Annotated in this window: 16 protein-coding genes; 15 read left to right on the forward strand and 1 reads right to left on the reverse strand. The window is 43.6% G+C overall.

What is annotated here, in order from left to right; translation table 11 throughout:
* The first annotated feature begins 33 nt into the window (after positions 1-33).
* From C6P39_RS15550 to C6P39_RS15570, 5 genes are all read left to right on the forward strand, one after another.
* Positions 34-735: a 4Fe-4S binding protein gene (locus C6P39_RS15550; RefSeq protein ID WP_104804385.1), complete on the forward strand. Its 702-nt coding sequence runs from the start codon at positions 34-36 to the stop codon at positions 733-735.
* Positions 736-1,001: 266 nt separating this feature from the next.
* A complete protein-coding gene (locus C6P39_RS15555) occupies positions 1,002-1,715 on the forward strand; it encodes a TetR/AcrR family transcriptional regulator (RefSeq protein ID WP_095171857.1) in 714 nt (237 codons plus the stop codon).
* Positions 1,716-1,886: 171 nt separating this feature from the next.
* Positions 1,887-2,351, forward strand: coding sequence for a helix-turn-helix domain-containing protein (locus C6P39_RS15560; RefSeq protein WP_167388441.1), 465 nt, complete (start codon positions 1,887-1,889; stop codon positions 2,349-2,351).
* On the forward strand, positions 2,311-3,042 hold the full coding sequence (locus tag C6P39_RS15565) for an ABC transporter ATP-binding protein (protein WP_104804386.1): 732 nt from the start codon (positions 2,311-2,313) through the stop codon (positions 3,040-3,042). Before C6P39_RS15560 ends, C6P39_RS15565 begins: the two co-directional genes overlap by 41 nt.
* Positions 3,039-3,770, forward strand: a complete 732-nt coding sequence (locus C6P39_RS15570) for an ABC transporter permease (protein ID WP_095171851.1) — start codon at positions 3,039-3,041, stop codon at positions 3,768-3,770. The genes C6P39_RS15565 and C6P39_RS15570 overlap by 4 nt, the downstream gene beginning before the upstream one ends.
* A gap of 106 nt (positions 3,771-3,876) precedes the next feature.
* On the opposite strand, the gene C6P39_RS15575 is transcribed toward C6P39_RS15570, so the two are convergent.
* Positions 3,877-4,473, reverse strand: a complete 597-nt coding sequence (locus C6P39_RS15575; protein WP_104804387.1) for a DUF1836 domain-containing protein — start codon at positions 4,471-4,473, stop codon at positions 3,877-3,879.
* Between the two features lie 453 nt (positions 4,474-4,926).
* Here C6P39_RS15575 and pcrA point away from each other — a divergent pair, with 453 nt between their 5' ends.
* The 10 genes from pcrA (at position 4,927) to C6P39_RS28315 (ending at position 13,450) form a co-directional block, all read left to right on the forward strand.
* Positions 4,927-7,140, forward strand: coding sequence for a DNA helicase PcrA (pcrA, locus tag C6P39_RS15585; RefSeq protein WP_104805947.1), 2,214 nt, complete (start codon positions 4,927-4,929; stop codon positions 7,138-7,140).
* Between the two features lie 448 nt (positions 7,141-7,588).
* Complete coding sequence (locus tag C6P39_RS15590; RefSeq protein WP_018594181.1) at positions 7,589-7,819, forward strand: DUF4366 domain-containing protein; 231 nt, start codon at positions 7,589-7,591, stop codon at positions 7,817-7,819.
* Between the two features lie 71 nt (positions 7,820-7,890).
* Entirely contained in the window at positions 7,891-9,339 is a 1,449-nt protein-coding gene (rlmD, locus tag C6P39_RS15595; RefSeq protein WP_104804389.1) for a 23S rRNA (uracil(1939)-C(5))-methyltransferase RlmD, read from the forward strand.
* 246 nt (positions 9,340-9,585) lie between these two features.
* Positions 9,586-9,954, forward strand: coding sequence for a DUF7662 domain-containing protein (locus tag C6P39_RS28845; protein ID WP_456318617.1), 369 nt, complete (start codon positions 9,586-9,588; stop codon positions 9,952-9,954).
* A complete protein-coding gene (locus C6P39_RS15600; RefSeq protein WP_104804390.1) occupies positions 9,942-10,286 on the forward strand; it encodes a hypothetical protein in 345 nt (114 codons plus the stop codon). Before C6P39_RS28845 ends, C6P39_RS15600 begins: the two co-directional genes overlap by 13 nt.
* 664 nt (positions 10,287-10,950) lie before the next feature.
* A complete protein-coding gene (gene cas5, locus C6P39_RS28765) occupies positions 10,951-11,169 on the forward strand; it encodes a CRISPR-associated protein Cas5 (protein WP_242987188.1) in 219 nt (72 codons plus the stop codon).
* Between the two features lie 348 nt (positions 11,170-11,517).
* Complete coding sequence (locus C6P39_RS15615) at positions 11,518-12,369, forward strand: HNH endonuclease (RefSeq protein WP_104804391.1); 852 nt, start codon at positions 11,518-11,520, stop codon at positions 12,367-12,369.
* Positions 12,370-12,397: 28 nt separating this feature from the next.
* Complete coding sequence (locus tag C6P39_RS15620) at positions 12,398-12,784, forward strand: (deoxy)nucleoside triphosphate pyrophosphohydrolase (RefSeq protein WP_104804392.1); 387 nt, start codon at positions 12,398-12,400, stop codon at positions 12,782-12,784.
* Between the two features lie 281 nt (positions 12,785-13,065).
* Positions 13,066-13,197 (forward strand): hypothetical protein, encoded by a 132-nt coding sequence (locus C6P39_RS28310; protein WP_330407079.1) that lies wholly within the window; start codon positions 13,066-13,068, stop codon positions 13,195-13,197.
* Positions 13,198-13,219: 22 nt separating this feature from the next.
* Positions 13,220-13,450, forward strand: coding sequence for a DUF1905 domain-containing protein (locus tag C6P39_RS28315; RefSeq protein WP_330407080.1), 231 nt, complete (start codon positions 13,220-13,222; stop codon positions 13,448-13,450).
* Positions 13,451-13,615 lie beyond the last annotated feature (165 nt).

The following is a 13,615-nucleotide window of genomic DNA, read 5'->3' on the forward strand; positions in this document are numbered from 1 at the left end:
ACCAAAGATAAAACGTGATTGGGAGGAATTATAATGTCAGATTTTAATCCGGCTCCGGCTTTGGGGCTGACAGAAGAAAGTTCCAATGAAGAAATAAAAAACGCAGCCTTTCAGTTTGTACATGAAGTGGGCTATATGGTGTTCGGCACAACTGCGATCGATGGGAAAATGCCTACAGCCAGAGGTCTGGAGGTGCACTATCTGGATGATGCAGACAACTTTTATATCGGTATTGCAAAGGGAAAACCCGTGTATTATGAGCTTCAGAAAAATCCTTACGTGGTGGGGACCATTATCCGCGACACGGTGAAACGCTTATCTGCAAGTGTCAGGCTGAGTGCCCATGTGACAGAGATTGACCCTGAAAAACATCCGGAGATTTATACAAAATACTGGGAGCTGAATCCCGGGACCAAGGCACTGTATAGAAAAGACTTGGATATGTTCCGCATATTCATACTGGACAGCGGGGAAGGCGAGATCTTCCACCTTCCGGATGATGATATTGTCTGCCGCCTGCGCTTCTGTTTCGGCGGTGCGGAAGTACGTCCCTGGGCTTATGTGATCGATCAGGAGCGCTGTGTGGGATGTGGTACCTGCGAGGAGGCCTGTATGGAAGATGTGATCCATCCTACGGCTGACGGCAAATATGAAATCAAACATTTTGGATGCCTGGAGTGCGGACGCTGTGCCATGAACTGTCCGAATGATGCCATAGACTGCACCTGCAGGTAAGAGAATACAAGCATTTGGCTGAAATAAAGGATCAAGCGGGAATCTCTCTGCCGAGGCAGGGAGATTTTCCGATTCACGGCAGAAAAAACAGTTGTTGCCCGGTCTTTTGTGCGTTTGTGGGGGATGCGCAGCTGCGGTAGATCCCCTTAAGGAATCTAACCATGAAATTTAACTAAATGACATTGCGGAGTGAACAGTAACGCAGGGGCAGTAAAGAGGTGGAAAGTGGACAATAATGGTTGACTTCTAAAAACAGGACTGCTATTATGGGAGTGCTGGAATATTTAAGAAAAGTCGAGGAAATATTTATGGGAGCAGCTGCAGGGGAAGGGAAAAAACAGGAAAACAAGAAAGAAGAGATTCTGAACGTATCCCGGAAATTTTTTATAGAGCAAGGATATGAAAAGACAAGTATGCGGCAGATTGCGGCTGCCGCGGATGTGAGTCTGGGGCTGGTAGCCTATCACTTTAAGACAAAACGTGACATTGCGCTGGAGATCGTACAGCGGATGTACCACCGGTTTGCTGCCTTTGCAAAAATGTATGTGAACCGGCATAGAAACCCCATCTTATACTCCGGGCTTCTGGTCAATCTGAATTACATGGTGTTATCCTCAGAAAAATATGAGGCCTTCTACAGAGATATACTGCGCAATGACATACTGCTTGATGTGATAGCTAAGTCAGGCGTGGAGACTTATATGAGTATCCGTGACAATTACAGACAGGATCTGTCTGATGAGGAAGCGGAGAAGATGGGATGGTACGGCAATTTTATTTCCGTCAGTATGGAGCGGACACTGGTGCTCTATGATGACAGCCTGGAGATGATGGAGGGAAGCATACCGGACGTGATCTTTAAGTCCTATATGGGCTTGTGGAGATTTCCCGATGTGGATAGGATCATGGATGAGGTCTGTATTGAGAGCCAGAAACTGGCAGAAAAGATCCTGAGAGAGCATCCGGAGATATACGGGTAGATTTAGGGATATGGGAGAGGCATGGAGAGGCTGCTGAGATTGTGGGCAGTCTTCCCATACCTTTCCTTTTTTTGTTAAAAAGGCAACTGAAAATAACAGGAACTGTTAAGACAGATTGGTAGAACTATATGGATTCAGGGATTATACTGGATAGAAAGGAGTGTGAAAAATATGATTTCTGCGAATTTGAATACACTGCGCAAACAGAGGGGTTACTCCCAGGAGGAGGTAGCCGAGAAAATAGGAGTTTCCCGCCAGGCAGTGGCGAAATGGGAGAGCGGGGAGACGATGCCGGATTTGGATAATACCATGGCGCTTGCCGAGCTGTATGGGGTAAGTTTAGATAATCTGGTGAATTACCAGGCAAAAAAAGAGGGACTTCAGATACCGCCAAAGGGAAAACATGTATTTGGTTCTGTAAATGTTGGGGAGCGGGGACAGATCGTCATACCTAAAAAAGCGAGAGATATTTTTCGGATCAAACCCGGGGACAGTCTTCTGATACTTGGGGATGAAGAACAGGGGCTTGCCATGGTGAAGACGGAAGTTTTTATGACGCTGGCAAAAGAGATCCTGGAAAAGGGAGGAAGATTTGATGAAGGCTATCGAGACGAATCATTTGACAAAGAAATATAAGGACGTGACCGCTGTGGACGCCCTGTGTCTTTCTGTGGAACAGGGAGAGTTATTTGCACTTCTGGGTGTCAATGGAGCGGGAAAAACAACCACCATCAAAATGTTATCCTGCCTCACTGCGCCCAGCGGGGGAGACGCTCATCTTTTGGGGGACAGTGTGGTGACTGCACCTATGAAGGTGAAGGAAAAAATCAATCTTTCCCCCCAGGAGACAGCAGTGGCCCCCAATCTGACCGTGCGGGAAAATCTGGAGTTTGTCTGCGGTATTTACGGGATCGGAAAAGCGGAGGCTGGTGCTAAGGCAAAGGATATGATAGAGAGGTGCAGTCTTGGGGAAATTGCGGAAAAAAAGGCCAGGATGCTTTCCGGAGGATGGCAGAGACGGCTTTCTATTGCTATGGCGCTTATCTCAGAACCGGAAATTCTCTTTCTGGATGAACCTACACTGGGGCTTGACGTGCTGGCAAGAAGGGAACTGTGGGACATGATTGAAAAATTGAAGGGGAAAGTGACAGTGGTGCTAACCACCCATTATCTGGAGGAGGCGGAGAATCTTTCCGACAGGATCGGTATTATGGCCGGGGGCAGGCTTTTTGCTGTGGGGACAGCAGAAGAACTGACAAAAAAGGCGGGTAAGGAAACATTTGAGGAAGCGTTTGTTGTGTTGTGCAGAGGAGGTGGTATATCATGAAAACAATGGCATTTGCGTCACGTAACGCGAAGGAGATCCTGAGGGATAAAACGAGCCTGGGATTCGGCATTGGGTTTCCTGTGATCCTGCTGCTGCTTTTGTCCCTAATTGGGGCAAATGCTCCGGTGGATATGTTTCAGATAGATAAGCTGACGCCGGGGATCGCTGTGTTTGGGATGTCATTTATATCGCTGTTTTCCGGTATGATCATTGCAAAAGACAGAACGAGTTCCTTTATTATGCGGCTGTTTGCCTCACCAATGGGGGCAGGGGATTTCATTGCGGGTTATACGCTGCCGCTGATCCCAATGACAGTAGTACAGGTATTGATATGTTTTGCGGCTGCAATGATCCTCGGACTTTCCCCCAGTTTCAATATTCTGCTGACTGTGTTGGTCTCCATACCGGCAGCACTGTTGTTTATTGGAATAGGCCTGTTGTGCGGCAGTGTGTTTAATGATAAACAGGTGGGCGGTGCCTGCGGCGCACTGCTCACCAACCTGAGTGCATGGCTTTCCGGGACCTGGTTTGATCCGGCTATGGTTGGCGGTGTGTTTGAAAAGCTGGCTGAATGCCTTCCGTTTCTGCACGCTGTGGACGCGGGAAGATATGCGCTTGCAGGGGAATACAGCAGGATCATGCCGGAACTTACATGGGTGCTGGCCTATGCGGCTGTGGTGGACGTGATAGCTGTGCTGGTGTTCAGACATAAGATGAAAAGTGAATAGCAGATAAAAATGCTGCTTGGGGGCCTGTCCCCTAAAGCAGCATTTTGATTGTCTGTGACGTTGGAAAGCACTGAAGCCACAGCAGGTGTGCGGAGCGTGCTTTTTACTATTTTTTTGGTTCGGCCATGTCATCAATGAGTTTTTCAATCACTTGTTTTTTCAGATATACGTCAAAGCTGAGCATACAGATAAACGCGAATTTTTTTAGAAAATCCTGGTTTTCTTCCTCTGCATTTTCGTAGGAATCACAGGCCATCTTGTATTTGCGGACAATGTCCTTTGTCAAAGGGTCTATCTGCTTCAGCTCCAGGTGCATGATCTCTTCATATATGTCCGTCAGGCTCAGCTCACCGTTATGATTGAAGTATTTTTCGGTGAGCGGCCCCAGAAGAACCTGGATATCGCTGATAGACAGAATGTTTTTAAAATAATAAATAAAGGTCAGCATCAGCAAATGTTCTTTTGTGTATTTCTTCTTCACCGGCGGGGGGAGAAGGTCGTTCTTGGCATAGTTGTTTATCATGGTTTTGGTCAGGATCTTGTCGTCCGTGTGGCGCTTGGAAGCGGCCAGTTGACTCTCCATGAATGTGGTTACCTGATCCATATATAAATCAATGCCCGGAATTTCCTCAGGCTTTATATAGTCAATGCGGGAAATACTAGCCAGAATACTGTTCAGCATGTCTTTTGTATCAATTGTCATCTCATCACCTCTACGCTCTATTATATAGTTTTAAATACTATTTGTAAATGGATTTTTCTGAAAACGGCAGAAATCCCCGGCAAATGCTTGCCTGCCCCGGAGAGCTGTGTTATATTGTAGGAACAGGTGTTTTGATGTTACTGCCAAACTATGAAGCCAGTAACACATTTTGCGGTGCACAGCTCTGCCTTTTAGGACAGTTCACCTTTCAGGGTGAAAATGCAGGAAACGGCATTTGGGTGCTGGCTGTTGCGGGATTTTGCCAGGTATGGCGGAGCATCCCCGCGGGGAAAATGCCACCCGGGATAGCGGCCTGTGAACAGTAAGGGTTTGATCTTCGGAGACAGAAAGTTCAGAGTATGCTGCTGCTATTCACAGCCCTGCCAAAAGTGCAGGTCTGTGAACAGTAACAGTGTGCTTTTTATCGTTATGGATTATGGAGGGACATTTTTTATGAGTATATATGATACGTTGAATCCCCAGCAGAAGGAAGCTGTCCTTCACACAGAGGGACCGGTGCTGATTCTGGCAGGGGCAGGTTCGGGAAAGACCAGGGTGCTGACCCACAGAATTGCTTATTTGATCGAGGAAAAGGGTGTAAATCCGTGGAATATCATGGCAATCACATTTACCAATAAGGCAGCAGGTGAGATGCGTGAACGTGTGGACAAGATTGTGGGATTTGGAGCGGAGAGCATCTGGGTTTCCACTTTTCATTCAAGCTGCGTGCGTATTTTGAGAAGATACATAGACAGACTGGGATTTGACCACAATTTTACCATTTACGATACGGATGACCAGAAAAGCTTGATGAAAGACATCTGCAAACGTCTGCAGATTGATACAAAGGTACACAAAGAGAGGGCAATCCTGTCCGCCATTTCCTCGGCAAAGGATGAACTGGTGACTCCGGAGGAGTACGAGCTGAATAATATGTCTGATTTCAGCAAGAAAAAAATTGCCCAGGCTTATAAGGAATATCAGAAAGAACTGAGAAAAAACAATGCGCTTGATTTTGATGATCTGATCGTGAAGACAGTGGAATTGTTTCAGGCATGCCCGGATGTGCTGGATTATTACCAGGAGCGTTTCCGTTACATCATGGTGGATGAGTATCAGGATACCAACACTGCGCAGTTTAAGTTTGTGAGTCTTTTGGCAAGCAAGTATAAGAATCTGTGCGTGGTAGGTGATGATGACCAGTCGATCTATAAATTCAGGGGGGCGAATATTGGTAATATCCTCGGATTTGAGAAAGTATTTTCTAATGCAATGGTGATCAAGCTGGAGCAGAATTACCGTTCTACCCAGAATATCCTGAATTCCGCCAATGAGGTGATACATAATAATATCGGAAGAAAAGAGAAATCTCTGTGGACAGATAATGAGGAAGGTTCCCTGGTGCATTACAGGCAGTTCATGAATGCATATGAGGAAGCGGAATTTATTACAGGGGATATCAGCAGAAGGGTGCGGGAAGAGGACTGTCAGTATAAGGACTGCGCTATTTTGTACAGGACCAATGCCCAGTCACGTCTTTTCGAGGAGAAATTCCTTATGGCAAATATTCCTTACAAGCTGGTGGGGGGTGTGAACTTCTATGCCAGAAAGGAAATCAAGGATCTGCTGGCCTACTTAAAAACTGTGGATAATGCAAGAGATGACCTGGCTGTGCGCCGTATCATCAATGTGCCGAAACGGGGAATCGGGGCAACTACACTTGCGAAGGTGCAGGATTATGCGTCTGCGCATGATATGAGTTTTTATGATGCATTGAAAGAGGCGGAAAGTATTCCTACGCTTGGAAGGGCGGCCGGTAAGATTGAGCCGTTTGTCACATTTATCCAGAGCCTGAGGAGTAAAACAGAGTATTATTCTCCCTCAGAACTGCTCAATGACATTATTGAAGAGACAGGATATGTGATGGAACTGAAGGCAGAGGGGACCGAGGAAGCTGACGCCAGAATTGAAAATATTGACGAGCTGATCACAAAAATTGTTTCCTATGAAGAGGAAAATGAGGACCCAACGCTCAGCGGATTTTTGGAGGAGGTTGCCCTGATCGCAGATATTGATACTGTGGACGGAGATGGAAACCAGGTGCTCTTGATGACGCTTCACAGCGCTAAGGGGCTGGAATTTCCTTTTGTTTATCTGGCTGGTATGGAGGACGGGATTTTCCCAAGTTATATGACCATCACCGCGGATGATCCGACAGAGATTGAGGAGGAGCGCAGGCTTTGTTATGTGGGCATCACAAGGGCCATGAAGGATTTGACGCTGACCTGTGCGCAGCAGAGAATGATCCGTGGAGAGACGCAGTATAATAAGCCGTCTCGTTTTATCAGGGAGATTCCAAGGGAACTGGTAGATTTGGGAAGAGATTTTAAAGAGCAGAAGATTAAAGAAATTCCCCTTCCCAATACCATGAAACAGATGAAGCAGGCATTTAAGCAGCCGGCATTTATACCGAAGCAGTTTGAGGTGAAGAAATCAGCGGGACTGTCCTATGATGTGGGCGATACGGTGAAGCATATTAAATTTGGTGTGGGCGTTGTGAAAGGCATTGTGGAGGGCGGCCGGGACTATGAGGTAACGGTGGATTTCGACAAGGCGGGGACCAAGAAAATGTTTGCATCTTTTGCGAAGCTGAAAAAAGTGGAATAAGGATCTAGGGATTTGCAGAAGCTGTAGAGAGTGGGGGATGATTTCAGGAACTTGCAGAAGCTGTAGAGAGTGGAAGATGATTTCAGGGATTTGCAGAAGCTGTAGAGAGTGGGCGATGATCTCAGGGATTTGCAGAGGGATCATAAGTCCAAGATTTGCCTAAGCGGAATCATAACAGAACTTTTTTGGTGGGTCTGTGAGCAGATGAAATTGAGATTACAATTTATATTCCCGGAAATCAATATGAAAATATTGAATAAAGGATAGTAAAATTTTGCCTATCGTGATATAATATTAAAAACAAGCCGAATGAAATTTTTTTTATTAGGAAACCATAATAGAGAAATTAGAATCACATTCGGCACAGATTGACAGACAGCCGGCAGCAACTCCGGATAGGCGGGGCAGCAGTGCAGGATGTCATATGTAAGAGAGGATGGTGCAGGCTATGAATCGTATTGAGGATTTAATCACAGCATTACAGAAGAAAGAAGAAGAAAAAAATAAGAATACCGTCTTATGGATTCTGGCTATCATCGGAGCAGTAGCTGCTGTTGCCGGAATAGCATATGCAGTATACCGTTTCTTCACTCCGGATTATCTGGAAGATTTTGAAGAGGACTTCGACGATGACTTCGATGATTATTTTGAAGACGATGACGAGGATGAAGACAAATAAAAAAAGAGTAATAGGGAGCTTCGGGAAACCGGAGCTTCTTTTTCTGTTAAATAATATCGGGAGGGATAGTTTTGAAAAAAGGAGAAATTTACGAAGGAATTATCGAAAAAGTGGACTTCCCCAACAAGGGACGAGTTGTGATAGATGGAAAGACCGTGATTGTGAAAAATGGAATTCCGGGCCAGAAGGTACGGTTTCTGATAAATAAAAAGAGAGGAGACCGCCTGGAGGGAAGGCTTCTGGAAGTGCTGGAGAAATCTCCAATGGAAAAACGCGGACCGGTATGCAGTATTTTTCCGGACTGCGGAGGCTGTATGTATCAGACTATGGAGTATGAAGAACAGCTGAAAATGAAGGCAGAGCAGGTTAAGAATATGCTGGATAAGGCCATAGCAGATGCAGGGCAGGTGGACGATGACGGGAACCCGGATTACGTGTTCGAGGGGATTAAGGGAAGTCCTATGGAGTTTGCATACAGGAATAAGATGGAGTTTTCCTTTGGGGACGAATATAAGGACGGACCGCTGGCCTTGGGGCTGCATAAGAAGGGAAGCACGTATGATGTGCTGAATGCTTTTGACTGCAAGCTGGTGCATGAGGATATGACAAAGATCCTGGGGTGTGTGGGCGAGTATTTCAGGAGCAGAGGTGTAAGTTTTTATAAGAAAATGCAGCATGTGGGGTATCTGCGGCATTTGCTTTTGAGGAGGGCGAATACTACCGGAGAGATTTTGGTGAATCTGGTCACTACAAGCCAGGAGGCGCATGATCTGGATATGCTGAAGGAAGAACTGCTGGCGCTGCCCTTGGAGGGGGAGATTGTGGGCTTTCTTCATATTATCAATGATTCGCTGTCAGATATGGTGCAGAGTGATGAGACGCGGATCTTGTATGGGAAGGATTATTTTTATGAGGAGATTCTTGGGCTGAAATTTAAAGTGACGCCGTTTTCATTTTTCCAGCCGAATTCATATGGGGCAGAGGTGCTTTATAATACGGCCAGAGCGTATATTGGGGATACGAAGGATATGACGGTGTTTGACTTGTACAGCGGGACGGGAACGATTTCACAGATTCTTTCCCCGGTGGCGAAAAAGGTGATCGGGGTTGAGATCGTGGAGGAGGCTGTGCAGGCGGCGAAGGAGAATGCGGAGCTGAATGGGATCACAAACTGCAGGTTTATTGCGGGGGATGTGCTGAAGGTGATTGATGAGATTGAGGAAAGGCCGGATTTCATTGTGCTGGATCCGCCCAGGGATGGGATCCATCCGAAGGCACTGCCGAAGATCGTGGGGTATGGGGTGGATAAGATGGTTTATATATCCTGTAAGCCTAGTAGTTTGGCTAGGGATTTGGATTTGTTTTTGAGGGAAGGGTATCGGGTGGAGAGGGTTTGTTGTGTGGATCAGTTTTGTCAGACGGTGCATGTTGAAACGATTGCGCTCTTAACCCGTAAAATGGATGTTGAGAGAATTGACATTGAAATGGCTGTGGATAAGGAAGATGTGACGGAAAGATGATAACTTCCAAATCCAAAGTAATGATACACATCAATCTGATCAGAATGAGGACGATGAATATTATATTCAATGAAACAAGGTTTTTAAATTTGGAATTTTAGAGAACATAATATATATCTTGAGGGGGCTAGATATTTATCCTTATAGATAGGTACAGGAAAGATAGATGATATGAGAGGGAATGCTATGGGAAAATACACTCCATTGACAGAGTGGCTACTTAGATAGAATTTTGATAGAATAAGCTTGTCATTTAGTGAAATTGAAAGAATTATTGGAGGAGATTTACCTCCTAGCGCCTATAAGCATAACTTATGGTGGCTGAATGACATAAATCACTCCCAAGGTAAAAGCTGGATTAACGCCGGATATACTGCAACAAATTATACTAGAATATACAAAGATGGTAAGGTGCTCTTTGAAAAAATGTCTTCGATATGCAAAGGATATGATACGTATTATGCAAAGAGCTATTGGTATAATTCGGAAAGTGTATATAATGATTTAGTAGATTTGTTTTTAAGTGCAAATAGCAATATGATGGAAAAAATTCTGCTCTGTTTTACTCGGGCTCATCGGAGAGGTCTATCTGCGGTGCACTTATGCTCAGTGTGAATGATTATTTGTGTAATACTCCATTTCATGAATATTATGTAGATGTAGAATATAATAGGAACAGAGGCGGACTTGTAAAAACAATTATTGATAAAGATGAAGTTATAACTAGTGATACTTGTGACTTGATTTTACATAGCAGAGGTACATTTTATGAGCAGGACAACCTAATTGCAGTAGAAATGAAAAAGGCGACACGTTCTGATGAGGATAAAGAATCAGACAAAAAACGACTTATTGCTTTAACACAGTGCGAAAATAGTGTATGGAGTTATGGAGGAGAATCTTTACCGGAACATGTTTGTCGATATATTCTGGGGGGGCTATTATGAGATTAGTAAAGAACGTGATTCCACCTATTTAGAATTTTATCGTCAAGGTCAGAAAGTAGATACACTGAAAAGAAAGCTTCCTCAAATGCATTAATTAGTTGGAAATAGTTGTATAAATGACGTCTAAAACTTCAATTTGGGATTCTTTGTTATAAAAGACATTATATTTTCCAAGGTAGACTGTATGATACCGGATAAAGTAGCGAGCTTATCTATAGTGATATTTTTTCTTTATAAAGCTGTGTAAGCCTTAAAATGATAACATCTGAATAGGTCATTACAATCTTCCTTCAGAGTTAATCTTATTAAAAAAATGTATGAGCAACAGAAAGCAAGAATAACGGTGCAACATTAAAAATGAACATAATTTAGTGATATACAGATATGTTACACCTCTCCAAAAGCAGTCTCATTCAATTCAGGAAAATCCAATAATTCAGAAACAGTTGTGTTCGGTTCCAGTGTAAGATTAATTTATGAATTTTCAAAAGTTCTGTGGGAATTACCATACTAAATAAAAAGTGAAAAACCCCTAAATCATTTTAAAACTATTATGAATAATACTTACTATTTCAACCTAAATAGGATATATTTAAATTATTAATCTAATGGAGATCAATGAAAGGGGGGATAAAAAGTGAAACACTACAAATACCCTGTTGCAATGGAAATTGCGGGGGCAACTGCAATCTGGACTCGGCCGGATACTGGTGACGCTCCGGTTAGTTATCCAGTACCAACGGCTTCAGCTGTCAGACGGATTTTTGAATCGATTCTGTGGGGACCTGACATCAGGATTGTACCAACGGCAGTGGAAATCTGCGCACCGATACAGTACCAATCCTATGTGACCAATTATGGCGGTCTTTTGCGTGCAGGATAATCAATTCAGAAAGGCAATAATTATCAGCTATATGCAACGGTACTGGTGGATGTCTGCTATTGGCTCTATGTAGACGCTATGCCAAATTGTTACAAGAAGAACTTACCGAAGAAAGCGCTGGAATGGGACGGCACAACATCAGCCCCCGGTCATGCATATCAGATAACTTTAATTGGCGACTGGAATGCGGGCAGTCATTTTCAACACCGGTACTGGGATGGAAAAAATTCACACCATCCTATATTGATCCGTATCGTCAGGAGACAGAGGTATGCGTAGAAGAAGTAATTTGAACATAGATTCTTGGAATTTAATTGAACTTTACATAGTTTCAAGTTTGGAGGAGAAATGGAATTTAATCCAGAGATCAACATAGGAGATAATCTGACAAATAATGAGTTATGTCACCTATTTAAATGTGGAAATATGGGAGGCATGCGCAGGTCAAAAAAGACAGGAACTTTAATCATTGTTTCTGATCACACGAAGAATTTTTACTATGATGAATGGAAAAATGGTATTTTACATTATACGGGTATGGGAAAGAATGGAGATCAGGTTTTAGAAGGAAATCAAAATGGAACGCTTTATAATTCTGATACAAATGGAATAAAAGTGCATTTATTTGAAGTATTTATAAAATCTGTTTATACATACATGGGGATAGTGAAGCTTGCAGGTCAACCATATCAAACAGATCAAAAAACGTCTGATGGGAAAATAAGACGTGTTTGGATATTTCCAGTGATCCCCATTTCAAATAAGAATGATGGCGTGATAGAGGCTTTGGAGAAAGAAGTTGTAAAACTTTCTAGTACAGAATTAGTAAGAAGGCACAAGGAAAATTGTAAAAATAAAAAAACGCGGATTATACAGACCATTGAGTATTATAGAGATCCGTACTTAAAGGAGATAGTTAAACGTATTGCAAAAGGAAATTGCCAATGTTGTGGTCAAGCAGCCCCTTTTATTGATAAGAATGGAGAACCGTATTTAGAGGAACACCACGTCACATGGCTTGCTAAGGGAGGAAGGGATACCATCGAAAATGTCGTTGCGATCTGTTCGAATTGCCATTCAAAAGCACATGTATTAGATGATGATATAACTAGAAGTACACTAGAAGAGGTAGCTAAGCAAAATGTTAAGCGATTTAAGCGATTGCTTGCATATGAAAAGAAAATAAGCGACAGTTTGTAAGGGCTACATCAAGTAGGGAAGGAAAACGATGAATACAATTAATGTAGTGGCTGCGGTAATAAAACGTGATAACAAGATTTTTGCGACGCAACGTGGATATGGTGAATTTAAAGGTGGCTGGGAATTTCCGGGCGGCAAGGTAGAGCCAGGAGAAGCCCCTAAAGCAGCACTGATACGCGAGATACGAGAAGAACTGAACACAGTAATACAAGTCCACGATATGATTGGTACGATAGAATATTATTACCCTTCATTTCATTTGAACCTATGCTGTTACTGGTGCAGTCTTGTCAGCGGAAAACTTGAATTACTAGAACATGAGGCGGCAAGGTGGCTGAGACGTGATGAACTTCATAGCGTGCTTTGGTTGCCCGCAGATATACAATTTCTGGAAAAAATACAGAGAGAATTGTAAGGGATAAGCCGAACTCAGAAGGCCGGGAAGTTTTAAATCTATTTTTACATCCACCAATCAAAGAAGTTATAGTATGTGGAGACGGTTGCGTTGCTGACCTGGAAAGCTTGATTCTAAGGGCGTTTGTGGGATTTTAATTGGTAAATGGAGTTGTGTTTTAACGAAAAGTGAGATGGATAAGTTTCCCCGGAGGCAAGGTGGGGTAAATATATAGAGAGGGTTTTGCCGTGTGGTTTTCAGAAAATGATATCACGGGGCAAAACCCTTACTAAGGAGAGAAAATGAAGAAAAAACTTGAATCTGACGCAGTTCTAATTAAAAATCCAGATATGGATGCTGTATATGTAGAGGTGCCTTTCGATATAAAAAGCCGTTTTTGGAAGATCACGACTTCCGGTACACGCAACTTTTGACGGCGAGCCTTATCATGGACAGGTGGTAAAGATGGGTAAACCATGTAATATCATCGGTGTCCGAAAAGATATTCGCACAAAGATTGGCAAACAGCCGGGAGATATAGTGCATGTGACCCTGGAAGAACGGGAAAAGCCAAAGTCGGCGTTTTCTACTGTAGATGAATATATTGCTAGCTACAGCGGTGATGTGCGACAGCGTATGGAAACGTTACAGCAGATTATTTTAGAGTGTTCACCGGATATCACCTAGAAGATTTCCTGGGGTATGGCTACTTTTGTGCTTAACGGTAATCTTGTCCATTTTTCAGGGGAAAAGAGACATTATGCTTTTCCCTCTGTGGCCTAAACTGCGGACTATGCCATATGAAGCTGGACGGCCATTGTCCGGGCTGCGGAGGTGAGAGTGGAACCAGTT

The organism is Blautia marasmi, assembly GCF_900258535.1.
In the GTDB taxonomy this organism is placed as follows: domain Bacteria; phylum Bacillota; class Clostridia; order Lachnospirales; family Lachnospiraceae; genus Blautia; species Blautia hominis.